This window comes from Deltaproteobacteria bacterium (assembly GCA_026129095.1).
Classification (GTDB): domain Bacteria; phylum JAGRBM01; class JAGRBM01; order JAGRBM01; family JAHCIT01; genus JAHCIT01.
The window spans coordinates 252,318-275,533 of sequence record JAHCIT010000005.1; the positions used below are offsets into that span (position 1 = coordinate 252,318).

A 23,216-nucleotide genomic window follows, 5' to 3' on the forward strand; every position below is an offset into this window, starting at 1 on the left:
TGGAATCTTCAGCCTCCGGTGCTACAGGCCACCCGCCATGAGTCGCCGCAAGAAACTGTTTGTTACTGCCGCCATCGTCCTGCTTGTTGCCCTGGGAATGATGCTGCTCCGCCAGCGCCCGGCACCCAAGACCCCGCGCCAACGGGAACGGGCAGCCGAATCCCGGCGGGATCCGGTCCGCGAGGCCAGGCCCCTCGCCAGCGCCAAGCCCCCCGAAGCCGGGGAAGAGGCGGAGGAGGAGGAAAAGCCCAGGTCCCGCTGCGGCAGGGGTGCCGGCCGGGAGATCCGGCTCCAGCGGCTCGATGAGGTCATCTGGATCAAGACCAACGACGAGCTCTTCGAACTGCCCGAGGCCTATAGCGGCGATCACCGGGTCCGGGCCACCGGCAAGGAACAGGAGCGCGAGCGCAAGCGCCCCAGGAAGGAACGGCGGATGATCCGCCTCCATTCGCTCATCCCCACCGGACAGGGGAGCATCGCGGCCATTGATCTCGTCCCCTGTTTCGGTGACGCCTGGCGGTTCCCCATGGCCGAACTGGACGAGAACCCCGACCGCTACGTCCTGATGCAGAACAAACGCGGGGTGCTGAAACTGACCGACCGGGTGAAGAACTCCCCGATGGTGGTGAAAAACCTCTATTCGATCGACCTCATTCCCTACGGCGACCCGCGCCTCGACGGCCCCCGGCCGGGGATCATCGAGAACGACGAAGAAGACCGGATGCACCTCGTCATCGACGCGCCGGGACAGGAACTGAAGACCCTCACCCGCGTGAAGATCCGCTCCTGCGGCGAGGAGGGATGCCCCATCACCGACTTCCTGCCGCCCGACGTTACCGAGGACTACTGCATCGAGAACAAGCCGGGCATGCGGCTCCGGATGCGGCCCGCGATCCTGACGAAAAGCCGCGTATGGATACCGGAGCGGGGGCCGGGCCTCCTGTTCTACCCCGGCGGGGTGAAGGGAGCCGCCGTGAACCAGCCGCTGTCCCTGGGGCCCTGCGATCCGTGAAACTTGCATCCCCCGGGATGGCCGTTATGCTCCGCCGCTTCCGGTAACGGGAAAAGGAAATCTCCCCAATGGCCGACATCATCAAGGAAGGCGAAAAGAACCGCACGCACATCGTCGGGCGGTTCATGCGCGAATCCCTGCTGAGCAAGGAACTGCTCGCCAGCACCGAACCCCAGCGCGAGGTCCGGCTCCTGCCGGAGGCGAACATCATCGGGGTGGGCGGCCACTCGATCATGGACCGCGGCAAGGCGGCCGTGCTGCCGCTCTGCGACGCGCTCGTCCGCGCCAAGGCGAAATACAAGATGATCGTCGGCGTGTCCGGCGGCACCCGCATGCGCCACACGATGAGCGTGGGGCTTGATCTGGGGCTTCCCACGGGCGGGCTCGCCCAGATCGCCGGGGCGGTTGAGGAACAGAACGCGGCGCTGCTGCAGGCCATCCTCTCGGCCCACGGCGGCGTTGCCATGTGCCGCGAGCATTTCCCCGAGCTTCCGATCTACCTGGAAGTGGGCATCCTGCCGATCGTGATCTGCATGCCGCCCTACCACTTCTGGGAGGAACCGCCCAGGAAGGGCCGCCTCCCGATGAACGGACCGGACGTGGGCCTCTACCTTACGGCCGACGTGGTGGGTGCCAGGAGCCTCATCTTCATCAAGGACCAGAAGGGCCTTTACACCGACAACCCGGATACCAACCCGAACGCGAAGTTCATCCCGGAAGCGACGTGCGACGAGATTCTCAGGGCCGACTACCCCGAACTCATCATCGAGGAAAAGGTACTGGAATACATGAAGAACGGCCGCCACATCCGCGAGATCCAGATCATCAACGGCCTGGAGCCGGGGAACCTGGAACGGGCCCTCAACGGCGAGCATGTGGGCACGATCATCCGCGCCTGATTCCTGACGCCCTGCTCCCACAGGCTGAAAACAGGCGACACCCAGCGAAGGAACCACCCAAACGTGAGCACGACCCCCGAGCGCAGAGTCATTGAATCCCTGATCGACGAGAAAAACGCGCCGGTCACGGCCATCCTGCCCAATACGAAGGTCATCAAGATCGGCGGCCAGTCGGTGATGGACCGGGGCCGGTCCGCGCTGTTTCCACTGGTGGACGAAATCGCCCAGTGCGCTAAAGACGGCTTCCACCTCCTGCTCGGCGCTGGTGGCGGCACCCGTGCGCGGCACGCCTACCAGATCGGCCTCGACCTGGAGGTACCCACCGGCGTGATGGCCCGTATCGGCTGCGCCGTGCCCCGGCAGAACGCCCGGATGCTCCAGATGCTGCTCGCCAAGCACGGCGGCGTCTACATCATGCCCGATGACTTCGAGAAGCTGCCCCTCTATTTCCGGCTGGGCTGCATCCCGGTCATGTCCGGCATGCCCCCGCACGAATACTGGGAGAAACCGAGCCCCGGCACCCGTATCCCGCCGAACCGGACGGACGCGGGTGTATACCTCGCCGCTGAGGCCCTTGGCGCCCCCATGTGCTTTTTTGCCAAGGACGAGGAAGGACTCTTCACCGATGATCCGAAGAAGAACCCCAAGGCCGAGTTCATTCCGAAAATCCATGTACGCGAACTGATGAAACGCGATCTTGATGACCTGGTGGTCGAACGGAGCGTGCTCACCTATCTGGACCGCGCCCAGTCCTGCAAGCAGATCCAGATCTTCAACTCGCTCAAGCCCGGCAATCTCACCCGCGCTCTCAAGGGCGAGCACGTGGGAACGATCATTTACGCCGACTGAAGGTGGACGGGCTCATGCGTAGCCGCCATTCGCTTCCACTTGCCGCCGCCTTCCTTGTTTCCTGCGGCGCCAGGACTGCGCCACAACCGGAAACACCCAGCCTCCGGTGCCCGGAGATATCGGTGTTCGTCCGGGAGGGGTGCCCCCACTGCACGGCGGCCAAGGCCTATCTGGCGGAGTTCGCCGCCCGCGAACCCGGCCTCAAGGTCAGCTATCTCGATGTCCGCGCCAATCCGGCAAACCGGGACCGGCTGAAGACGCTCGCTGGCGAGCACGGGATCGAAACCATCGGCGTGCCGTCGTTCCTCATCTGCGGGGACTTTCTGGTGGGATTCAGTGAAACGGCCACACCGGCCGAGATCGAGCGGCGGGTGAAACAGCCCGCCTACCCCTGATAGTCGGGCGAACCGGGAGCCGGTTCATACCCGTCGTTGTTCTCACGACATATCTTGCAGAGAATCATGCTGGTGGGACCGGCTTTGGCCGGGTTGGTGCAGCGGAAAATCATCGCCGACATCCGGTCATTGTGCGAGGTGCCTTCTGGCAGCGCCGCCACGGCCGCCTCGTCGCGCACCTTGTAGACGCACTTTCGCAGGTCATGTCCGGAGCCCTTGGGACGCAGTTCAGCCATGGGACCAGTATATGCTTGCCGGATACGGCAGGGGCAAACATCCCCCTACCAAGCCAGCCGTTCGGCGTCGGCTGCGGCAATACCGGCAATCCGGAGCCGCTTGTCACGGGATTTGTGGCCGCTCTCCAGCGTGACCTGTGAACTCCGGATCCCCAGCACTCCGGCGATCAGATCAGCCAGCTCATCATTTGCACGGCCTTCCAGGGGCGGCGAAGTCAGGGCCACCTTCAGTACCGGACCTGACGGCATCTGGTGGATACCCTGCACCCCTGCTCTCCGGGCGCGGGGCTGGACATGAACGTGGAGGAAAATTCCGCCCGCCGGATCATCCGTCCATGGCGCGGAGCGGGTGCTGGTCACGAGTTCCCTGGGTGCAAAGACGGTCAGCCCGCCTGCTCGCCCTTCTTGATGAAGGCGACCTTCTTTTCGATCTGCGCCCGCTCGGCCTCGCTGGACGACTGGGCCTCAAGCAGCTTCTGGTGGAGTTCCAGCTCGGCGCGCAGGTGTGTTTCAAACTGGAGACGGAGCCGCTTCAGTTCCTGTATCTGCCCCTGAAGATCGGCCATGCGGTTATGCGCGTCCTTGACCAGCGCGTCGGCCTTCAGTTCGGCTTCGGCAACAGTGAGCTCGGCCTGTTTCTGGGCATTGCGGCGCATCTCCTCAACGGCCCGCTGCGCGGTCACAAGCGTGTCCTTCAGCGTCTGCTCACGGGTGCGGTGCTGCAGGATTTCCTGCTCCTGGCGGGCGATCGTCTCCCGCATGGTATTGTTCTCGCGCACCACGTCGGCATAGGCGCTCGCCACGGCCTCCAGGAAGTTTTTCACTTCCTGCTCGTTGAAACCGCGGAATGACCGGTTGAATATTTTCTGCTGAATCTCCATCGGAGAGAGTTTCATCGCCCACCACCTTTGCGTGCCGTCCGCCGTTTCGGGGCGGATGACGCCTTGTTAACCTTCTTGCGCTGCATTGTACCCGCTGTTGCCGCAGACCCCAACTGGCGCGACCGCTCCGTGGCTGCCTTCACGGCAGCTATGAACGCAGACCGCATGCCGTGCCGTTCCAGCTCGGCGCATCCGGCAATGGTCGTCCCGCCAGGGGAAGTCACCTGATCCTTGAGCTGGGCCGGATGCCGGCCGGTCGCAATGACCATCCGGGCCGCGCCGAGAACGGTCTGCGCGGCCAGCTTCAAGGCAACATCGCGGGGAAGGCCCGCCAGCACGCCGCCATCGGAGAGTGCCTCGATCATCTCGAATACGTAGGCGGGGCCAGACCCGGAGAGACCGGTCACAGCGTCCAGATCGGATTCCTTTGCCACTTCCACCACTTCGCCCACGGCAGCTAGCCACTTGCGGATTCGTTCCCGCTCCGGAACAGCGACTTCAGAAAAACAGATGCCGGACGCGCCCTCGCCCACCAGTGCCGGTGTATTGGGCATCACCCGGGCAATGCCTCCCGAAAACCAGGTGCGGAGCGTGGCGATGGTCGAACCCGCAAGTATCGAGATCACGGTCTTGCGCGCAAACCCCTTTGCATAGGCGGGCCCCGCCTCCGGCAAGGTCTGGGGCTTGACGGCGAGCAGCAGCACCTCGGCCCGGAACGAATCCGCCGGACGGCCACTCACCTGCACCTTGAGATCATGCCTGAGCTCATCGCGCCGCGTTGCCAATGGCTCAATAATGATGATCTCGGATGCCTTCAGCGTGCCGGCGCGAACAAGCCCGGATGCCAGGGCTCCGCCCATGGCTCCGCCGCCCGCTATGGCCAGTTTCAGTGACACCTGACAGATCCTGCTTCCTTAGTATCCGGCACCTGCGGAGCACCGCTCCCCGCCATCAACAAGCCGATGGCGGATACACGGTACAGACGAGGGCCGTCACTGTCGTTCGTGGGTGGGGCAGAAGGAACCGAAGGACCGGAGGAAACTCAGGCGGGTTCACGGTCCGGCCGGGAGCCAAAGATGGCGGTCCCGATCCGTATGTGCGTTGCGCCTTCAGCGATAGCCACCTGGTAGTCATCCGACATGCCCATTGAGAGCACCGGGGGACCGTCGCCAGCTGACATATTGAACCTTCCGGACAGTTCTTTCAAGCGACGGAATACCGGGCGGGCCTCGTCCGGGCTTCCCCCAAGTGGCCCCATGCACATCAGTCCCCTCAGATCGACAGCCGCTTTCTGGCTTTGCGCCGCCTCCATAAGTGCGGGCAGATCCGGCTCCCGTGCCCCGGTTTTGCCCGCATCGCCTGAAAGGTTCAGTTCGAGAAGTATGGGCTGGCGAATCTGCCGGCTTTCAGCGACGCGGGCAATTTCGTCTATGAGGCGTACCGAATCGACCGAGTGGATCAGTGCTGTCCGGCCCACCAGGTATTTCACCTTGTTCGTCTGCAGGTGGCCGATGAAATGCCACCGCACCGGCGCATCCGCGAGTTCGTCCGCCTTTTTCCGCCACTCCTGAACGTAGCTTTCGCCGATATCGGACAGGCCGGCAGAAACCGCCTCCCGCACCGCCGATGCCGGATGGAACTTGGAAACGCCGATGAGCGTGATCTCCGACGGACTGCGCCCACAGGACCGGCAATGGGCGGCAATTTCCTCGCGGACAAGGGCAATGCGGCGGGCGATACCGGTCACGGCTGCGCCGCCCTCACCCGGGAAGCACGCCAAATGCGGCGAGCATCCGGGCGGTCTCCGCCATCGGCAGGCCAATGACATTGGTATAGGAGCCGCTGATCTTCTCTATGAGAAAGGCCCCGGCACCCTGGATTGCATAGCCTCCGGCCTTGTCCATCGGCTCTCCGGTCAGGACGTATTTTTCGATTACCGGACGGGAATGGCTGAAGAACCTCACCCGGGTCCGGACGGAGCGGACTTTTTCCCTGACGCCGTCCGTGACGGCGATGGCAGTAAAAACCTCATGCTCGCAGCCCGAAAGCTGGCGCAGCAGACGGACCGCGTGGTCATTGGAGGCCGGCTTTCCCAGAATCTGCCCGTCCAGAACGACCGTGGTGTCTGCAGCAAGCACCACATGGCCTGTTGCGTTGTATTTCGCGATCACCGCCCTTGCCTTCTCACGGGCAAGGCGCCTCACCATGTCCACCGGAGTTTCCGTGCGACGAAAAGTTTCGTCAATGGCAGGAACGAGAACCCGGAACCGGTAACCGGCTCCCGACAGCAGTTCCCGGCGGCGGGGAGACGAGGAAGCGAGGAGAAACAGCGGCGATTTCAAGCGTCAGGGTCCTTTCCGCCTGGTGGCCACCGCAATGGCCTCCAGAAACCGGTCCGTATCATAGGGCTTCATCATCCGGATCACGCCATCGTCGGCAGTGCTGCCGGTAACATCGTCACCCGTGATGAGAATCGCCGGGAAAGCCGGCTGTTCCTTGCGCACGATCGAGATTACCTCCGTGCCCGTGAGCCCAGGCATGTTTTCATCCACAATGATGAGGTCGAAACTCCCGGCTTGCGACTGGAATATCTGTACCGTTTCAAGTCCGTCGCGGGCGAGGGTCACCTTGTGGCCGAACTTTTCCAGCAACCGGGAACCAAGGAGACGGTTGGGTTCATCGTCGTCGGCCAGGAGGATTCGTACCGGGCCGCCCGGCGCCTTCAGCGGGGCTGATCCAGCGGGTGCGGCCGGGGCGGTTTCACCCGAAGCCGCAACCAGCGGCAGCTCAATATGAAAAGTTGCGCCTCGCAGGGGTTGCCGGGGCGCAAGCCTGAGCCGCCCGTTCTGGTCATGGGCGAGACGCCAGGCATGGCTGAGACCGGGACCGGATATCTTCCCGCCGGTCCGGGCCGAATAAAAGGGATCGAATATCCGGGGGCGGTCGGCTGCAGGGATGGCGGGGCCGGTATCAGTCACAGCGATTCGCACAACTCCGGAACCGGCCGGCTGCTCCAGGGAGAAGACTATTTTTCCTTCTCCCCCCATCGCCTCCGCGGCACTCAATGCCAGTTCCGAGAGCATTTGTACAAACAGCAGTTCATCCACCCGGACACCCGCGACGCCAGGACTTTCCGTGGCCATCACGGTATCAACCGTCACCTTCGGGGGCATCCGTTTCCGGACGGCGGTGGTGGCGCTCTCCAGCAGTGTCCATGCATCCAGGGCCCGAAACTGCGGCCTCACCGGCCGGGAAAAGCCGGTCAGCGCAGCGGTGAGCTCCGCTCCACGTCGTGTGGACTGGTCGATCAGATTGACCAGTTCCGCGGCGTCTGGCGGCAGGCCGCCCTGGATTTTCAGAAGCGCCGCCGTGTTCATGATGCTGTTGATGACGTTGTTGAACTCATGGGCAAGCCGCCCCGCAAATGCGCCAAGGGCGTCAAGACGGGCATCCAGATCGCCGGCTTCCTCCGGGCAGTCCGGTCCGCTTCCCATTCCCACCGGCGGATCTTTTTCATCGGCACTCATGGCGAACTTCCCGCTTTTCTTCTCTATACTGCCGCCCATGTGGACTGTTCAACCGGGCTGGCCCCGCCGCCTGTTCGCCCTGATATCTCTCGCCCTCACCTTCCTGCCGTTTGCCGGATGCAAACCGGCACCGGTAGCGGCCCCGCGGTCCGAGCCCGCTGCCGCGCAGGCAGCCTCTGACGAAGGGGAAACCTGGCTTCTCGACCGCGAGACCTACCCGGCCGTTCTTGCCGCCATGCGGCAGGAACTGGACCGCTCGCGCACCCAGCTCAAGGCGAAGGATTTTCCGGCTCCGTACTTCACTGCCTACCGGATCAACGATCTCCGGCAGGTAAATATCGCCGGACGCGCCGGTGGCCTGCATACCGACAGCTCGACCCGTCAGCGCGGACTTTATACGGAGGTCCGCGTGGGGGACTATGGCTTCGACAACACCGGAGGCAGCCGGTACCAGTCGGGCGGCGGTTTCGGTTTCATGGGCTGGAGCCGCCCGCCGCTCCTGTCACTGGACGCCGACGTACAGGCGATCCGTTTCGACCTGTGGTCAGGAACCGACCAGGCATACAAACAGGCCGTCTCGCAGTTCTTCCAGCGGCGGGCGAGTCATGTCAGCCGGGTGGACCGGTACAAAACGGGGAGTTTCGCCCGTGCCCAGCCGGTGCAGTTCGAGGGCGAACCGGTGCGGTTCGATCCGGACGCCGCCCGCTGGCGGGACCGGGTACGGCGGCTGTCGGCCAGGCTGCGGGAGACGCCCGAAGTACTGGACGCCGACGTACGGTACACGGCCTATGGCGTTGAGCGTTATTTCGTGAACAGCGAGGGAACGGCCATCGCCGAGGCCTTCACCAACTATTCCATTTTCATCATCGCCCAGGGACGTGCCGACGACGGCCAGCAGGTGGAAACCGTTCGGCCCTACTACGGACGCACACAGGAAGATCTGCCTTCATTCGATCAGCTTCTCAAGGATGTGGAATCAGCCGCCCAGGAACTTGTGCAGATACGTAACGCCCCGGTCCAGACGCCCTATACGGGTCCGGTCATTCTCTCTCCATCGGCGGCGGGCGTCTATTTCCATGAGGCGGTCGGGCACCGGCTCGAGGGAGAACGCCAGGATGATGATGAGGGCGGCCAGACGTTCGCCGACAAGCTGGACATGGAAATCATTCCCACGTTCATCGATGTTTTTGACGATCCCACCCAGGACCGGGAGAGCGGCATCACGCTCAACGGCCATTACCGTTATGACGATGAAGGGGTTCCCGCACAACGGGTCGAGCTGGTGCGATCCGGGGTTCTGAAGGATTTTCTCCTGTCGCGATCGCCCATCCGCAATCGTGACCGGTCGAACGGGCACGGCCGGGCCGGCGTCTTTTCGGCACCGATGGCACGCATGGGGAACCTCATCGTCCGCTCCAGCCACACGCTGCCCAAGGACAGGCTGTTCGAGGAGCTCCGAGCCGAGGCCACGCGGCAGGGCAAGCCTTATGGTCTCTATGTCGAGGAGGTGGACGGCGGCGAGACGAACACGAGCCGCTGGGGGGTCCAGTCGTTCAAAGGGGTCGCCCGCAAGCTCTACCAGGTGGACGCCGCCACCGGGAAACTCACCCTCGTACGGGGGGCCGATATCGTCGGCACACCGCTGGCATCCATCCGCAAGATCACCGTCACCGGTGATGACTACCATGTGTTCAACGGCTTCTGCGGGGCCGAAAGCGGCTATATCCCCGTCGCGGCCGTGGCACCGAGCGTGCTGGTGACGGAAGTCGAGCTCCAGCGCCGGAGCGAGGAGCCGCTCACCCAGCCAATCCTGAAACCACCCACGGTCACGCGCTGATTCCAATGCGATTCTGGGCCGGCAAGCTGATTGAGGTGTTCGGGATCGGGCTGGTGGGGTTCGGTCTTGTGCAGGGCTTTTTCGAGCGCGACATGTACACCGAGCTCGGAATGCTGATCGCCGGGGGGACCGTGTTTTACATCGGCTACATCATCGAAGGCGGCGGCAGGGGAAACTCCGCGGGATGAGCCGTGCCGAAACAGTCGCTGGGTTTTCCCCCCGTTACGGGCGGTGGGCCGAATCGAACACGGAACGGGCCGCCAGCATCGCCGCCGATCCGCCTGCAGTAACGCCGGAATATCTCGAAACCCGTTTCGCCGGGATGAGCGGCGGACCATCGAACTCCCGGGACGATTTCTGCCGTAACCTTCGCACCCTCAAATACGAGGCGATGTATTCCATCTGCGTGCAGGACTTCTGCGGTCTGGTGACGCTTGGGGACTACTCCAGAATCCTCGCCCAGATCACCGCCACCGGAGAGTTTGCCGTCGATGCCGCGACACGCTGGGCACTGGCGGAAGCGGAACGGCAATGGGGCCCGCCCGTCTATCCCGGTTTCGACGGGAAATCCGCCACGGCGCAGTTCGCCGTACTTGGCCTGGGAAAACTTGGCGCCGGCGAACTCAACTTCAGCTCCGACGTGGATCTCATCTTTCTCCACTCGACCGTGACCGGCGAACCGGAAAAGGGTGCAACGGCGCTGCCACCGGCCGACTACTTCAGCCGTGTGGGGCAGATGCTGTCACGGGCGCTTTCGGACCGGACCGGCGACGGTTTTGTATTCCGCGTGGACCTCAATCTGCGGCCCGAGGGCAAGGCTGGCCCGCTGGTGCTGCCGCTTGAGGCGATGGCGAACTACTACGAGATGTTCGCGGCCGCCTGGGAGAAATCGGCGCTCGCCAAGGCCCGGCCCGTGGGCGGCAGCCGTGCACTGGGCGGACTGTTCCTGAAGCAGATGGAGCCGGTGATCTACCGGCGCTATCTGGATTTCGCGGCGGTGAGTTCGATCAGGTCCATGAAGGGACTGATCGAGGACCGGGAGAGCCAGAAAAAGCAGGGGACCATTTCCGTCAAGCTGGGCGAGGGCGGCATACGCGATCTCGAGTTTTTCGTGCAGGCGCTGTGCCTGCTTTACGGCGGGAAGATCCCTGACCTGCGCACCCGCTCGGCAATAGAGGGATTACGGCAGCTCCGGCTGAACCGGCTCCTGAGCCAGGTGGAACACGACCGGCTGCTGGAGGCGTATTTGTTCCTCCGGCGCACGGAAAACCATATCCAGATGGCCGAGGAAGAGCAGGCCTATGACCTCCCCGCCCATCCGGAAGCGCTGGAGAACCTCGCCCGGTCGATGGGATTCACTGGTGGCGCCACTGCCGCCACGGAGCCGTTCCTGGAAGAACTCACCGACCACATGAAGACGGTCCGGCAGAGCTTCGACGCATTTTTCTCCGAAAGCAGGGACAGCCGGATCGGACAGCGGCTCCGTTCCCAGTTCAACCTGGCAGCGCTGTCCAGGGACATCGAGGAACAGCTTGACGCCATTGCGCGCCGCCTAGAGGGCGAAATCAGCCGTACTGCCGACGCCGAGATGGCCCATACGAACCTTGAGCTTCTCATGGATACCATAGGCCGGAGGATGAGCTTCTGGGGGACGCTCCTGGACAATCCCGCCCTGTGCGAACGGCTGGTATCGGTACTGGGCTCCAGCGATTTCCTGTCGAAAATCCTGGTTCGCAACTGGCGCATGCTGGACCGGATACTGTCCGCGGATTCGGCCGACGCATCGGCTTCGATCGGGACACTGCGCGAATCGTTCGCCGGCATCCGTGCAGGGTGCGCACCGGATGCAGGTGCAACGGAAGTGGCCGAAGAGGAGATCAACTGTCTCCGCACCTTCCGGAACCTGCATACGCTGGAGGTCGGCTTGCTGGATCTGGCGGGCGACATCGACACGCCCGAGGCCTCCCGGCGGCTGACATGGATCGCACGGGTTTGCCTCGAAGAGGCACTGAAACTGGCCCTTAAGGATTCCCTCCACCGGCATGGCGAACCTGTCGACGAGGAAACCGGCAAGCCCGCCCGGTTCGCCATCATCGGGATGGGGAAGCTCGGCGCCGGAGAGATGAGCTACGGGTCGGACCTCGACGTGATCTTCCTTTTTTCCGGTGCCGGGGAAACCCGGACCACCCGCGAGGGGCAGAAGCAGCTGGCCAACATCGAGTTCTTCATACGTGTGGCGCAACGGCTCATTTCGTACCTGACAGTGAAGACGGCCGAGGGCTCCTGTTACGAAGTGGATGCCCGCCTGCGGCCCTCCGGCAACGCGGGGCTTCTGGTGACGAGTTTCCGCCAGTTCTGCACCTACCACGAAAAGAGCGCCCAGACCTGGGAAAAGCAGGCGCTCCTTAAGGGCCGGTTCGCCGCCGGTGACGAGCCGTTCGGGTCAGAAATCGAAAAGGCCATCCGCCACATACTCATAGAGGCGCCTACAGGCAGTATCGCTTCCGAGATAGCCCATTTGCGGTCACGGATGGAAAAGGAACTCGCAAAAGAGGACATTCGCCACAAGAACCCCAAGACGGGCAGAGGCGGAATCGTCGATATCGAATACACGGTGCAGTATCTCCAGCTCCGGCACTTCCGGCAGCACCCGGACCGGCTCTGGCTGGCCTCCACGCTGGACGCGATCCGCGAGCTGAACGGACTGAAACTTCTGCCTGACGAAGACGCTCAAGTGCTTCTGGACGGTTACACATTCATCCAGAGGCTGAGCAGCCGCATGCGGATCGTGCAGGACCGGCCGATGAAGGACATAGATCTGGAACCCACCGAACTCGACGCCCTCGCCTACCGGATGGGCTACTCGGGTGGAGGCCGCACAGAAGCCCGCCGCCGTCTCATGGATGACTACCGGCGCCATACCGAGGCGGTACGTGACGTCTATCTCCGTACGCTCGGTATCCGGGAGTAGCGGCTCCCCCCCTTGCCCCATCCGCCACGAATGGCCATGTAGTCAGCGGAGGTTTTCCATCCATGATGAAAAGGATTTCACTGCTCGCGGCAACGCTGGTCCTCCTGACCGGCTGCGGCACCTACAACGATATTGTCGCCAGGGACGAAGGTGTAACAAAGGCGGCTGCTGACGTGGAAGCCCAGCTCCAGCGGCGAAGCGATCTCGTGCCCGGACTGATCGCCTCCGTGCAGAAGGTTGCCGACCAGGAAAAGGACGTCCTTACCGCTGTCACCGAAGCCCGGGCGAGGGCCTCCCAGATGCAGTTCTCCGGCGACGTGCTGACCGATCCGAATGCCATGAAGGCGTTCCGCGAGAATGTGGCGGCCCTGCGCGGCGCACTCTCCCGCCTCCTCGTCACAGTCGAAAAGTATCCCGATCTCAAGTCGAGCGAGGCATTCATGAGCTTCAATGCGCAGCTGGAGGGAACCGAGAACCGCATCGCCGTTGCCCGCACCCGGTACAACGAGGCGGTTGCCGCGTACAATACCCGTATCCGCCAGATACCGGGCAACCTTTTGGCAGGGTGGTTCGACTTCAAGCCCAAGGTGGCCTTCGAAGCGGATGAGGCTGCAAAAACCGCCCCCAAGGTGGAGTTCCGGTAGCAGGCGCCGGTGAAGATCTTGCGACCGGGCTGGTTCATTGCCGCACTGCTGGCGGGCATTCCTGCTTCCGCCCTGGCCCGGTTCGAACCGCCGCCCCCTCCGAAAACGTATGTCCATGACGGCGCAAAAATGCTCGATGACGGGACACGTACCCGCATCGAATCGCTCCTGGAGGAGCTGAACCAGCGTCGGAAGATCCAGTTCGTCGTGGCAACCTTTCCGTCGCTCGCGGGAGACTCCCTGGAGGAAGCAAGCCTCCGCACCGCGGAGAACTGGAAAATCGGGCACAAGGGAGTTGATTCGGGACTCCTGCTCGTCATTTTCCGCGACGACCGGCAGTTGCGGTTTGAAACGGGCTACGGCCTTGAGGGTGTCTTTACCGATTTTGCCGCCGACCAGATCATCCGCAAGGTGATCGTGCCGAGATTCCGCGAAGGCGATTTCTCCGGTGGCATCAGCGCCGGAGTCCATGCCGCTGCCGATGTGCTCATCACGGGCAAGGTGGATTTCGGACCTGACGAACGGGATACGGCCGGCAGTCCGGCTGCCATCGACACCATCATTTCGCTGCTGATCATGGGGTTCATCCTGTGGAGCATTTTCGCCGCTCCGCGCCGCCGCTATCCGTATTACGGGGGCGGCTTCGGGAGAGGCGGCGGCTTCGGGGGTGGTTTTGGCGGGGGCGGAGGCGGATTTGGCGGCGGGGGCGGTGGTTTCGGTGGAGGCGGCGCCAGTGGCCGCTGGTAGGAAACAGTCGTGAACGAACTGCTCGACATGATGGTTCAGACAGACCGCCCGACAGCAGCCGGGATCATTCTGCTCGCGGCACTGCTTGTCCAGCCGGTCTGGTTCGCCGCTGAAAGGCTCCGTGACCGGCCCCTGTGGCAGCGGCTCGGCATGGGAATCGCCATCGCCGGTACAGCCGCAGGTCTGATCTGGATTCCCGGAGCCGGGTTCTATTCACTCGGACCGCTCATGGCGCTGAACCTTTACCTCTGGCTCAGGCACCGCCGCTACGAAAAGGAATCCCGGGCCATCGAGGAGGAAATCGAGAAGGGGTTCCTGAGCCGGTCCGGCCGCGAGGACATCGAGGCGATGATCCGGGATGTGGAAAAGGCCTCCAGCGCCGAACTGCGCGTGCTGGTGGAACTGGATCATGAAGGCGATCCGGCAGAACGCGCCCGCGATCTCTACCACCGGCTTGGAATGGACCGGACCCGCGACGGGACCGGTGTCCTGTTCTATTTCGAGGTCCGCCAGCGGCGGTTCGCCATCTGGGGATCGCTGCCGGACTCACTGGCCGCCCGTGCCGTGCAGCTCGGTGAGGAGGCATTCCGTCAGGAACGGTTTGCCGACGGGATCGTTTCCATGATCGGCGAACTGCTGGACCATCTGGCGAAACAGTTTCCACCGCGGGCGGACAATTTCAACGAACTGCCGGACCATGTGATCGTGATACGCTAGGCTTGCTTGCCCTTGTGCGTGCGGGCGATGGCCCCTGCGTAGCGTGCCTCCAGATCCTTCTTCCCCGGCTTGAATATCCAGATCAGCGCCTGATGCATGCTGAGGTCTCCGATCAGGGAACCGATGATCGTCGAAACCGTGAGTATCCCGAAATGATAAACCGGGATGAGGTCCGAGATGAGAAGGACTGAAAATCCGCCGATGAGAATTGCCGACGAATAGAGGAACGCCTTGCCACGGGTGTTGGTCGTGTAGTCGATCGCCTCTTCGTAGGTATGGCCGTCCTCCATCGACTGGTTGAAGCCGATCAGATAGTGGATCGTGTTATCCACGAGCCCGATCGCGATGGACGGCGACATGCAGGTGGCAAGGTCCAGCGGAATCCCCAGTGCACCCATGACCCCGAAGGTGAACATGACCGGAAGGATATTCGGGATGAACGCCACAACCGCCCGTGAAAAGCTCCGGAGCACGATCCAGAACTGGAGCAGCATGAACAGGGCCGACACGGACAGGGAATTGATCTGCGACGAAGTCACCTTGTCGATCATGTTCGACATGAGCCGGACGACACCCGACACCTTCCCCACGAAGTCGGGCTTGAGCTGGTCATTGATGTAGATTTCGGTGGCGCGGATCAGGTCGGTCAGTTCGTTCGATGTCAGCGCCTTTACCCGGGAGGTGATCCTGCCGGCCGAGCCGTCGGACGCGATGAAGCGCGTCAGCAGGGGCTCCCGCCTCCGGGCGTGCGGCATCAGGCGGAGCACGCCGTCTACCTCTTCTTCCCGGGTCGGCAGCGTCCGGCCGCCGCCAAACAGGGCCCGTTTGCCTTCAGCCATGATGTCGGATGGCCCCAGCACGCCCGTGATCTCCTCGCGGCGATCAAGGAAGTTGGCGATCTTGTCCATCTCCCAGTAGTGCGTGACCTTGTTCAGCCGGCCCCCGGGTTCCCTGGATTCGATAAACACCTCGAACGGCATGGTGCCGCCCAGGTTTTCCTCGAAAAACCGGTAGTTGCGCGTGAACTCGGTACGCTCGGCGAAGAACTTGATCGGGTTTGTTTCCACCGTGATCCAGGTGGCGCCCCACAGCGAAACGCCGAGGAACACGAACGAGGCGATGACAACCGGCCAGGGACGGGTCCGGTTCAGCCTGGAGACCGACCGGAGGAACCGGTCCACCCACCCGCTCTCGACGCTCGCCCGGACTTCAGGGCGCGGGGGCCGGGTGAGCAGCAGCAGGACCGGCGTCAGCGTGATGGCCGAGAAGAATGCGGCCAAGATGGCGACTGCCGTCAGGATGCCGGTCTGGACCACCGGCAGCACGTCGGCGGTCGCCAGCGCCAGGAAGCCGATGGATGTCGTGAGGCTGGAGAAGAAGCAGGGGCGAATCATCCGGCCCATCGTGACGATGACGGCCTCCTCCTTGTCCGGGTGCTCTTCAAGGGTGTGGTAGTAGTGCGTTACGATATGCACGGCATCGTTGACGCCGATGACGAGAATCACCGGGATGACAATCGAGCTGGCGATCGTGAGCGGCGCACCCGCTGCGGCAAAGAGGCCGAGCAGCCAGATGCTCGATACGATCATGGTCAGCGCCGGGATCAGCACGCCGATGAGATTCCGGAATGTCAGCATCAGCACGATTACCGTGAACGCCAGCACTATCGGCGTCAGCAGCACCATGTCCCGCAGGACGGACCGGTACAGCTCCGACGCATAAACAGGCGTCCCGGCCAGCCGCACAAGTCCCGGTGCCTCTCCGGCAGCATCGCGGGCCTGCTCCATGAGCCTGGTGATTTCCAGCCGGTGACTGGGGTTGTCCGGATCGCCCTCAATCACAACGTAAACGAAGGCGGTCTTCAGGTCCGGCGAAACCAGGAGATTCCGGTAGACGTTCGTGCCATTCAGCTTGGCCAGCACATAGCGCCGGTCGGCCTCGGAAAGCTGCGTCTTCTTGACGATCGGTTCGCCCATTTTCGGGATCGAACCGGACAGGTCGATCGAATCGAGATCGGTCGCCGTCGCCGCCGAGATTGCGGCTATGACACCGGGCTTTCTCCGTATCTCGCTCACGAGGCGGGTGATGTATTCGAGCGACGGCTGGCCGAGCGCATCACCATCGGTATGCGAGAAGATGACGAATTCATCAGTGCCAAACTTCTTCTGGAGCGCCTGGTAGGCCTGGAGGTCAGGATCACTCTGGAGGAAAAAATACTCCAGTTCCGTCACGATCCGGAGCCGCGACACCGCCACGCTCAGGCAGGCAGCCGTAATGGCGATCTGGATCGCCAGCACCCAGGTCCGCTTGCCAAGGAACCAGCGCGCCATGCGCTCATACACATTCCGGTCGGTCACAGGGAAACAGCCTCCACCGGCGCCCGGATTCATCGGGCGCGGAAACCCCCTGAAAATCAGGTGTTCTGCTGTTTTTCACAGGTGGAAGCGGAAGGCAACAGCCTTCCGGTAACGTCCAGAGTACCGGACGTGAATGGATGTTAACGGTAACATGCGGGAGCTTCCGGGGCCGCCACGGTTTCCAGGGAAGCCTCCAGCGGGCGTATCCCTCTTGCCCTTCCCTGCCGGAGCCCATACGGTTGGCTCCGCCGGAATGGCTGCGGCAGGCCGCAGCCATTCCGGATATCTGTCGATAACGCTTACGATAAGGAAGAAGAGGAACGGTTCCATGAATCTGCTCAAGGGAAAAACAGTGGCAATTACAGGTGCAGGCGGCGGTATCGGACGCGCCCATGCGCTACTGGCGGCCAAGGAAGGCGCGCAGGTGGTCGTGAACGATCTGGGCGGTTCACGCGATGGCACCGGTTCGGGGACGACGATGGCCGAAAAGGTGTGCGAGGAAATCCGGGCCATGGGAGGCAAGGCGGCGGCCAACTATGGAAACGTCGCCACGGCCGAGGGGGCCAACTCCATCGTTGAGACGGCGGTCAAGGAGTTCGGCAAGCTGGACGCCATGATCTGCAATGCAGGCATCCTGCGTGACAAGTCCTTCAAGAACATGAACGACGAGCTGTGGGATCCGGTGATGGCGGTCCACCTGAAGGGCACCTACTACTGCGCCAAGGCGGCGTGGATGCACTTCCTCGACAAGCAGATCAAGGGACGGCTCGTGTTCACCAGTTCCACTTCGGGACTTTTTGGCAACTTCGGCCAGACGAACTACGGCGCGGCCAAGGCCGGAATCTGGGGGCTGATGAACTGCCTGTGGCGCGAAGGCGAAAAGGCGGGAATTACCGTCAATGCCATCTGCCCGGTGGCACTCACCCGCCTCACCGAGGATCTGGCCGGTTTCAAGGGCGATAGCGCCCCCATGGCCGAACTGAAACCCGAGCACATATCGCCAACCGTCATCTGGCTCTGTTCCGACCAGGCGGCAGGCGTCAGCGGCCGGACGTTCCTTGTGAAAGGCGCCGAGGTGGAACTCCTGACGCTGATCCGTGAACCCGGAGCCAAGACCAGCAGCAAGGATCCGTGGGATCCTTCCGAACTGGGACCGCGCCTTGCCGACGCGGTCAGGAAATCGCAGTTCAAGGCGAGCTGGTCATCCTGATCCAGCCCTTCTTGCCCCAGTTCCCGTTCCGGCGCTACGAAGTACGGATGCAACGCTTCCGCCACTTCGTAGCGCCGGTCCTGCTTCTTCTGGCCGCCTGCGCCGCCAAGCCGGAAAGTCCGCCTGCGGGCCCTGCCCCCCAATCCGGGGCTATTCCGGAAATTCATGACGAAACCGAACAGCCTGTCCCGGTGACAGTCTTGCCAGTGGAACCGGAATCCGCCGCACGGCATGGAGCGGTCACCATTGCCGCCGCCGGAGACGTGACGCTTGGAAACCATTTCAAGGTATTTGACCCGGAACTGAAGCAGAAGCGCGGGCTCACCGGCGACGATATCCTCGACTACCCGTTCCTGCATGTTCGCAAGTGGTTCAGGGAGGCTGATATCGCCATCGTGAACTACGAGGGCACATTCACCACCTCCACCGAGAAAACGGTCAAGAACTTCACCTTCAAGGCAGATCCGCACGAAGTGGACAAGCTGAAACGTGCCGGAATCGATGTGGTGTCTCTGGCCAACAATCACGCCTCCGACTTCGGGGAAACCGGCCTCAGGGATACGGCCCGGACGCTCGACCAAGCCGGTATTCTCCACTTCGGAGCGGGGGAAAACCTCGCCGCCGCCCGCCGCCCGGCACGGCTGGAAGCGAACGGGCTTGGTGTCTGCTTTACCGGTTACCTTTATCTGGGGCTCCACTCCATCGAGCCGGACGTGGTCTGGGCGGGAGAGGCCAAATCCGGTGTTGCCGGCGTGCCGAGCTACGAGGGCAACGAGGCAGACATGGCGGCGATGCTCACCGAAGACCTCGCCGCCATGGGTAACCGCAGGGATTGCGACTTCCGGGTGGTGTTTTTCCACTGGGGACGCGAGGGAACCCACGAACTGATGCCCTACCAGCGGGAACTGGCGACAATTGCGGTCCAGCACGGGGCCGATGCCGTGCTGGGCGCACACCCCCATGTCCTGCAGGCGGTGGAATACCTGGAGGGCCCTGCGGGACTGGTGCCCGTTATCTATTCGATGGGGAACTTCGTTTTCGCCGGGAACTGGAACCCGAAACGGAAGGATTCCGTGATCGCGCTTCTCCTTCTGGAAATCACCCCGGAGGGCCGCCGCCGGACGATGGAGTTCGTCCCGGTCTACTCCGACCGGTACCCCGAGTTTCCCTTCCAGCCCTGGCCGCAGGCCCCCGAAAAGGCCGAAAAAACTGTCCAGCGGATGCTTTGCTGGGCCCAGGCCGCCACGGTGGAGGAGTGCGAATAGGTATCCCTCTTGCCTCTTGCCAGGGGCGGCGGGTATCCGTTAGGTAACGTCCGCGCCGGAAACCGGCGTCAAAACGGCCCAAGAGGTTTGCCCCGGATGGCCCACTTCATCACCGACAAATGCACCGGCTGCACCATGTGCATTCGCGTCTGCCCGACCGGGGCCATTACCGGCGACAAGCGGGACATCCACCTCATCGATCCGGACCTGTGCATCGACTGCTCGACTTGCGGGATTTACTGCCCCTATGACGCCATCGAGGACGGTCTTGGCGTGATTGTCCCGAAGATCAAGCCCAAGGATATCCCCAAGGCCTATGTGGTCGACGAACTGTGCTCGGGATGTGTTTTCTGCGTGGACGCCTGCCCCTTCGACTGCATCGAAATGGTGGACAAGCAGGTTCCGGGCGAGGCCGGCAACTTCAAGATTGCCTGGGTTGACCAGAAGAAATGTGTTTCCTGCAAACTTTGCGCGCAGGTCTGCATCAAGGACGCGATCCGCGTCGAGCGCCCTACTGTCTTCCAGAACGAGAGCTACCAGGGGTTCCAGCGCCCCGAGGAGCACATGATCTCCCTGAAGAAAATGATGCAGGTTCCTGGCACTGCCGCCTGAGCGTACCGCTTCCCGCTGACCAGCCCGACCTGTGATCTACTGCCGCTGTACTGACGGCTTTGTCCGCTTGCGCCCCGGTTTCGCCTTCTTGCTGCCGAAATCACGGCGGAGCCGCTCATGCTCGGCGACGGCGGCGTCAGCCAGCGGGCCGGAATCGGCGAAATAGACATTTTCGTCGTTCAGCTCGTTCGCCGGCCGCGTGTAGTTGAAGCTTCCCGTGGCGAGCCGGCGGCCGTCAACGACCAGAAACTTGTGATGCAGTTTGCCCGGTGGCGGACTCCGGAGCACCTCGCATCCGGCCTCCTCAATCCGCTCATCGGGGCTCCACGACTGGCCTGCCTGGCCCGCGTCAAACAGTCCGATGCACCGGACCCCTCTCCGGGCCGCCCGGATCACGGCATCGGTGAGAGCCGAGCTTTCCGAAAAGGTGAAGATCGCAAACCGCACTTCCTCAGTGGCACCGTCAACCATCGCCACCAGTTCACTCTCGGCGTCGGAGGCTGGGGTAAAGAGCACACGGTTGCGGCTTCCGCCCGAAAGCTCCACCCACCCGGGCAGCTTTGGTTGCCGTTTCACCCGGCGGCCAAAGGCTCCGCTCCATGCTTCCATGAACTTTGTCCGGTAGGCCCTGACGATCTGCGGTCCGGTGATGATGACCGCGTTGTTGAAGTTCACGCGCGCATCAGTCCTCGTGAAATTCATTGATCCGGTCCAGACCGCCTCGTTCTTCAGCCCGTAGTCACGCACCACGAACTTGTGATGGAAGATTGCCGGATTGTAGTCCGGCCGGATGTCTATCCCGGCACGCCAGAAGTCGGAGATGATCTGGCGGTTCACGTCCAGCGAATCGGGCAGCACTTCGGGGCCGATACCAGCGGTCACACCGGGCCTGCTTCCGCCCGTCTCCGGCAGGGGGGCTTTTGCCAGCAGGTAGTCCATTTCCACCACCACGCGAACCTTGAGCCGCCGCCGGTGGGTCGAAAGCCCCCGCACCCGGTCAATGAGTGCGCGGGCCAGTTCCGGGTGATCCCATTCCTGCACGAGGATATCGAGACTGCAGCAGGCGTCTGCGAGAAAGGCCGTCAGCTCGCTCTCCAGATCGTCCGGAGCCCCGCGGGATTTCGGTCCGGCGAGAAACCGGACCGTGCCATCTGCCGCATGGACAGCCGCCCCCGCCCCGTGCAAGGCTATGGCCAGCACGATGAACAGCCGGAAATCACAAAGGTTCTTACGCAGGCTCATGGTCCTCGCAGTATTGCTTACCGGTATGTCAGGACGTGACACACCGGTCCGGGCGGCCAGTGATCCGGTCCGGATCGAAACGGGCGTTCATCTCCTGTCGGTCGGGCCCATCGAACGCGATTCCTACTACGCCGACTACTATCTCTGGTTCCGGTGGGAAGGTGATCCACGTCTCAACTCCTTCGAGATTATCAACGGCATTTCGGCGGGCAACAACTTCCAGAGTGTACCAGTTGAAATCCGCACGACCAGCGATGGCTGGAACGTCGAGGTCTATCGCCTTTCGGGACTGTTCAAGCGGTATTCGGACTCGAGGAAGATCGTGCTCCAGATCGAGAACACGGTGAACGAGATCGACACGGTGGTCTATGCGGGGCATCCTCCGACACTGGAACCGACTGTCGGAGCGTCCGGATGGACGCTGACCCGGCCGTCGTGGATCGAGAAAATACATACTTATCCGACCGCCTTCGGCGATGGTCCCGGGCCGCCCACCGAATCAAGTTATTCGCGCCTTGAGCTGGACATCCGGCTCATACCCCGAATGGATGCTTTCCGTGGTCTGGGCCTCGTGGGCTCCATCCTCGCCTTCGTGCTCATCGCGCTTACGGGGCTTCCCCGGTTTGATGTATCGGCAGCGGACCTTTCAATCGGCGCCGGTGGCGTGTCGCTCCTGGTGGGGCTCTCCGGACTTGCCGGTTCGACGGGGGCCCTGTGGGCAGGGGTCGTGGGGCTGGCTGCCGCCGCCTGCGCCGGAGCTGCCCGCCGGTTCGGGGCGCGGGACGTACAGGCGCTCGTTCTTTATATCGGCTCGCTGGGCCTGGCCGCGTATGCGGTAGTGCTCGCCTCCCTCTTCTGACCGGACCTTCCCTTGCGAAGGCGGGTGCGGCTTGTCCCGGCCCGGCACACCGGCAGCAGCATGCAACTGGCGCAAGTCACGCGGTCCGGCTTGGCCGGACAGTCGCCCAAGATACCCAGCCGGCAGAGGGCGAAGTCGTAACGGAGCGGGTCATCTGGGTCCAGCAGCCTGAGCGAGGCAGTGGCCTCCTGGGCAGCCGCCCATCCGTTGGTCGCCCGGTCCGTAAGTCCCAGGTAGCGGACGATGCGTGAGAGGTGCGCGTCGAGCGGCAGCACAAGCTGGGACGGCTGGATAAAATCCCAGAGCCCGACGTCCAGCTCATCCCGCCGGACCATCCAGCGCAGAAAGAGGTTCATCCGCTTGCAGGCCGATCCGTCCGCTGGGTCGGAAAGCAGGAAACGGGCCGACGCCGGACCCGGCAGCAGCCCGTCCGCGTATACCGGCGTGCAGTCGCTCGCCAGCATGCTCCGCACCCAGCCGGACAGGGCCGGGCCGATGTCAGAGTCGCCGGTCTTATAGAACTGCCGGAAATGCTCACCAAGCCTCCCCCACCGGGCGAGCGAAAGCCCCGTCCAGTGCAGCAGCAACAGGACGTCATCCCCCGAATTGAACCGGTGGCGAAAGGGCGCCAGACGGCGACGGACTTCGTTCCGGTCGAAATCGCGCAGGAAGGCCGCAGGGGACGGGCCCAGAATCTCCAGCACCCGCTCGATTGAACCGAAAATCGTCCGGACATTGCCGTAGGCAAGAGCGGCCGACAGCAGCGCAACGGTTTCGCGGTCTTCTGGGAGCCGGTAACGGTGCACATACCGAAGCGGATCGGTTTCGAGGAAACCGGCATGGTGATACCGGATGAACAGCGGCTCCAGAAACGACTTGAGTTTCGCGGCACGGGCCGCTGTGAGACGGCTTCGGGGTGGATTTTCCAGGCCGGAGGCCATGACGAAAGGGCCGCC

24 protein-coding genes are annotated in these 23,216 nt (G+C 63.0%); 14 read left to right on the forward strand and 10 right to left on the reverse strand.

Annotated elements, in window-relative coordinates; genetic code table 11:
• The first annotated feature begins 37 nt into the window (after positions 1-37).
• From KIT79_09370 to KIT79_09385, 4 genes are all read left to right on the forward strand, one after another.
• Complete coding sequence (locus KIT79_09370) at positions 38-1,012, forward strand: hypothetical protein (protein ID MCW5829510.1); 975 nt, start codon at positions 38-40, stop codon at positions 1,010-1,012.
• 68 nt (positions 1,013-1,080) lie between these two features.
• Complete coding sequence (locus KIT79_09375) at positions 1,081-1,911, forward strand: uridine kinase (protein ID MCW5829511.1); 831 nt, start codon at positions 1,081-1,083, stop codon at positions 1,909-1,911.
• A 3-nt stretch (positions 1,912-1,914) separates the two neighbouring features.
• On the forward strand, positions 1,915-2,760 hold the full coding sequence (locus KIT79_09380) for a uridine kinase (GenBank protein ID MCW5829512.1): 846 nt from the start codon (positions 1,915-1,917) through the stop codon (positions 2,758-2,760).
• Positions 2,761-2,774: 14 nt separating this feature from the next.
• A complete protein-coding gene (locus KIT79_09385; GenBank protein MCW5829513.1) occupies positions 2,775-3,155 on the forward strand; it encodes a hypothetical protein in 381 nt (126 codons plus the stop codon).
• Here the strand turns inward: KIT79_09385 and KIT79_09390 are convergent.
• The 7 genes from KIT79_09390 to KIT79_09420 all read right to left on the reverse strand — a co-directional run bounded on the left by KIT79_09390 (position 3,146) and on the right by KIT79_09420 (position 7,838).
• Positions 3,146-3,391: a hypothetical protein gene (locus KIT79_09390; GenBank protein ID MCW5829514.1), complete on the reverse strand. Its 246-nt coding sequence runs from the start codon at positions 3,389-3,391 to the stop codon at positions 3,146-3,148. The genes KIT79_09385 and KIT79_09390 overlap by 10 nt on opposite strands.
• 45 nt (positions 3,392-3,436) lie before the next feature.
• Positions 3,437-3,703 (reverse strand): DUF167 domain-containing protein, encoded by a 267-nt coding sequence (locus KIT79_09395; GenBank protein ID MCW5829515.1) that lies wholly within the window; start codon positions 3,701-3,703, stop codon positions 3,437-3,439.
• A 71-nt stretch (positions 3,704-3,774) separates the two neighbouring features.
• Complete coding sequence (locus KIT79_09400; GenBank protein ID MCW5829516.1) at positions 3,775-4,287, reverse strand: DivIVA domain-containing protein; 513 nt, start codon at positions 4,285-4,287, stop codon at positions 3,775-3,777.
• Positions 4,284-5,168 carry a pyrroline-5-carboxylate reductase gene (gene proC, locus KIT79_09405; GenBank protein ID MCW5829517.1) on the reverse strand — a complete coding sequence of 295 codons (885 nt, stop codon included), beginning with the start codon at positions 5,166-5,168 and terminating at the stop codon, positions 4,284-4,286. Before proC ends, KIT79_09400 begins: the two co-directional genes overlap by 4 nt.
• Positions 5,169-5,314: 146 nt before the next feature.
• A complete protein-coding gene (locus KIT79_09410) occupies positions 5,315-6,100 on the reverse strand; it encodes a YggS family pyridoxal phosphate-dependent enzyme (GenBank protein MCW5829518.1) in 786 nt (261 codons plus the stop codon).
• A complete protein-coding gene (maf, locus tag KIT79_09415; GenBank protein MCW5829519.1) occupies positions 6,033-6,614 on the reverse strand; it encodes a septum formation inhibitor Maf in 582 nt (193 codons plus the stop codon). The genes KIT79_09410 and maf overlap by 68 nt, the downstream gene beginning before the upstream one ends.
• Before the next feature lie 3 nt (positions 6,615-6,617).
• Positions 6,618-7,838, reverse strand: coding sequence for a response regulator (locus KIT79_09420; GenBank protein MCW5829520.1), 1,221 nt, complete (start codon positions 7,836-7,838; stop codon positions 6,618-6,620).
• On the opposite strand from KIT79_09420, the gene KIT79_09425 reads away from it, so the two are divergent.
• From KIT79_09425 to KIT79_09450, 6 genes are all read left to right on the forward strand, one after another.
• Positions 7,837-9,636 carry a TldD/PmbA family protein gene (locus tag KIT79_09425; GenBank protein ID MCW5829521.1) on the forward strand — a complete coding sequence of 600 codons (1,800 nt, stop codon included), beginning with the start codon at positions 7,837-7,839 and terminating at the stop codon, positions 9,634-9,636. The genes KIT79_09420 and KIT79_09425 overlap by 2 nt on opposite strands.
• Positions 9,637-9,641: 5 nt before the next feature.
• The gene (locus KIT79_09430) at positions 9,642-9,824 is read left to right on the forward strand and encodes a hypothetical protein (protein ID MCW5829522.1); all 183 of its coding nucleotides are present in this window, start codon (positions 9,642-9,644) and stop codon (positions 9,822-9,824) included.
• Complete coding sequence (locus KIT79_09435) at positions 9,821-12,607, forward strand: hypothetical protein (GenBank protein ID MCW5829523.1); 2,787 nt, start codon at positions 9,821-9,823, stop codon at positions 12,605-12,607. Before KIT79_09430 ends, KIT79_09435 begins: the two co-directional genes overlap by 4 nt.
• A 65-nt stretch (positions 12,608-12,672) precedes the next feature.
• A complete protein-coding gene (locus tag KIT79_09440; GenBank protein MCW5829524.1) occupies positions 12,673-13,251 on the forward strand; it encodes a LemA family protein in 579 nt (192 codons plus the stop codon).
• Positions 13,252-13,260: 9 nt separating this feature from the next.
• Positions 13,261-13,998: a TPM domain-containing protein gene (locus KIT79_09445; GenBank protein ID MCW5829525.1), complete on the forward strand. Its 738-nt coding sequence runs from the start codon at positions 13,261-13,263 to the stop codon at positions 13,996-13,998.
• A 9-nt stretch (positions 13,999-14,007) separates the two neighbouring features.
• The gene (locus KIT79_09450) at positions 14,008-14,715 is read left to right on the forward strand and encodes a TPM domain-containing protein (protein MCW5829526.1); all 708 of its coding nucleotides are present in this window, start codon (positions 14,008-14,010) and stop codon (positions 14,713-14,715) included.
• On the opposite strand, the gene KIT79_09455 is transcribed toward KIT79_09450, so the two are convergent.
• Complete coding sequence (locus KIT79_09455; GenBank protein MCW5829527.1) at positions 14,712-17,072, reverse strand: MMPL family transporter; 2,361 nt, start codon at positions 17,070-17,072, stop codon at positions 14,712-14,714. The two genes, KIT79_09450 and KIT79_09455, sit on opposite strands and share 4 nt — an antisense overlap.
• A gap of 328 nt (positions 17,073-17,400) precedes the next feature.
• Here KIT79_09455 and KIT79_09460 point away from each other — a divergent pair, with 328 nt between their 5' ends.
• The 3 genes from KIT79_09460 to KIT79_09470 all read left to right on the forward strand — a co-directional run bounded on the left by KIT79_09460 (position 17,401) and on the right by KIT79_09470 (position 20,159).
• Positions 17,401-18,282, forward strand: a complete 882-nt coding sequence (locus KIT79_09460; protein ID MCW5829528.1) for an SDR family NAD(P)-dependent oxidoreductase — start codon at positions 17,401-17,403, stop codon at positions 18,280-18,282.
• Positions 18,283-18,329: 47 nt separating this feature from the next.
• Positions 18,330-19,547, forward strand: coding sequence for a CapA family protein (locus KIT79_09465; protein ID MCW5829529.1), 1,218 nt, complete (start codon positions 18,330-18,332; stop codon positions 19,545-19,547).
• Between the two features lie 96 nt (positions 19,548-19,643).
• Positions 19,644-20,159, forward strand: coding sequence for a 4Fe-4S binding protein (locus KIT79_09470; protein MCW5829530.1), 516 nt, complete (start codon positions 19,644-19,646; stop codon positions 20,157-20,159).
• Between the two features lie 36 nt (positions 20,160-20,195).
• Here KIT79_09470 and KIT79_09475 read toward each other — a convergent pair whose 3' ends face one another.
• Positions 20,196-21,401 (reverse strand): hypothetical protein, encoded by a 1,206-nt coding sequence (locus KIT79_09475; GenBank protein ID MCW5829531.1) that lies wholly within the window; start codon positions 21,399-21,401, stop codon positions 20,196-20,198.
• Positions 21,402-21,426: 25 nt separating this feature from the next.
• Here KIT79_09475 and KIT79_09480 point away from each other — a divergent pair, with 25 nt between their 5' ends.
• A complete protein-coding gene (locus KIT79_09480) occupies positions 21,427-22,260 on the forward strand; it encodes a hypothetical protein (protein MCW5829532.1) in 834 nt (277 codons plus the stop codon).
• On the opposite strand, the gene KIT79_09485 is transcribed toward KIT79_09480, so the two are convergent.
• Positions 22,203-23,201, reverse strand: a complete 999-nt coding sequence (locus tag KIT79_09485; GenBank protein MCW5829533.1) for a TIGR02757 family protein — start codon at positions 23,199-23,201, stop codon at positions 22,203-22,205. The genes KIT79_09480 and KIT79_09485 overlap by 58 nt on opposite strands.
• Positions 23,202-23,216 lie beyond the last annotated feature (15 nt).

Bases quoted from the DNA above. Each gene is read 5' to 3' on its own strand.
- KIT79_09370 (MCW5829510.1), top strand. From the start codon at position 38: ATGAGTCGCCGCAAGAAACTGTTTGTTACTGCCGCCATCGTCCTGCTT.
- KIT79_09375 (MCW5829511.1), top strand. From the start codon at position 1,081: ATGGCCGACATCATCAAGGAAGGCGAAAAGAACCGCACGCACATCGTC.
- KIT79_09385 (MCW5829513.1), top strand. From the start codon at position 2,775: ATGCGTAGCCGCCATTCGCTTCCACTTGCCGCCGCCTTCCTTGTTTCC.
- KIT79_09390 (MCW5829514.1), bottom strand. From the start codon at position 3,391: ATGGCTGAACTGCGTCCCAAGGGCTCCGGACATGACCTGCGAAAGTGC.
- KIT79_09400 (MCW5829516.1), bottom strand. From the start codon at position 4,287: ATGAAACTCTCTCCGATGGAGATTCAGCAGAAAATATTCAACCGGTCA.
- KIT79_09410 (MCW5829518.1), bottom strand. From the start codon at position 6,100: ATGTCATTGGCCTGCCGATGGCGGAGACCGCCCGGATGCTCGCCGCAT.
- KIT79_09425 (MCW5829521.1), top strand. From the start codon at position 7,837: ATGTGGACTGTTCAACCGGGCTGGCCCCGCCGCCTGTTCGCCCTGATA.
- KIT79_09420 (MCW5829520.1), bottom strand. From the start codon at position 7,838: ATGGGCGGCAGTATAGAGAAGAAAAGCGGGAAGTTCGCCATGAGTGCC.
- KIT79_09430 (MCW5829522.1), top strand. From the start codon at position 9,642: ATGCGATTCTGGGCCGGCAAGCTGATTGAGGTGTTCGGGATCGGGCTG.
- KIT79_09435 (MCW5829523.1), top strand. From the start codon at position 9,821: ATGAGCCGTGCCGAAACAGTCGCTGGGTTTTCCCCCCGTTACGGGCGG.
- KIT79_09440 (MCW5829524.1), top strand. From the start codon at position 12,673: ATGAAAAGGATTTCACTGCTCGCGGCAACGCTGGTCCTCCTGACCGGC.
- KIT79_09460 (MCW5829528.1), top strand. From the start codon at position 17,401: ATGAATCTGCTCAAGGGAAAAACAGTGGCAATTACAGGTGCAGGCGGC.
- KIT79_09465 (MCW5829529.1), top strand. From the start codon at position 18,330: ATGCAACGCTTCCGCCACTTCGTAGCGCCGGTCCTGCTTCTTCTGGCC.
- KIT79_09470 (MCW5829530.1), top strand. From the start codon at position 19,644: ATGGCCCACTTCATCACCGACAAATGCACCGGCTGCACCATGTGCATT.
- KIT79_09475 (MCW5829531.1), bottom strand. From the start codon at position 21,401: ATGAGCCTGCGTAAGAACCTTTGTGATTTCCGGCTGTTCATCGTGCTG.
- KIT79_09480 (MCW5829532.1), top strand. From the start codon at position 21,427: ATGTCAGGACGTGACACACCGGTCCGGGCGGCCAGTGATCCGGTCCGG.
- KIT79_09485 (MCW5829533.1), bottom strand. From the start codon at position 23,201: ATGGCCTCCGGCCTGGAAAATCCACCCCGAAGCCGTCTCACAGCGGCC.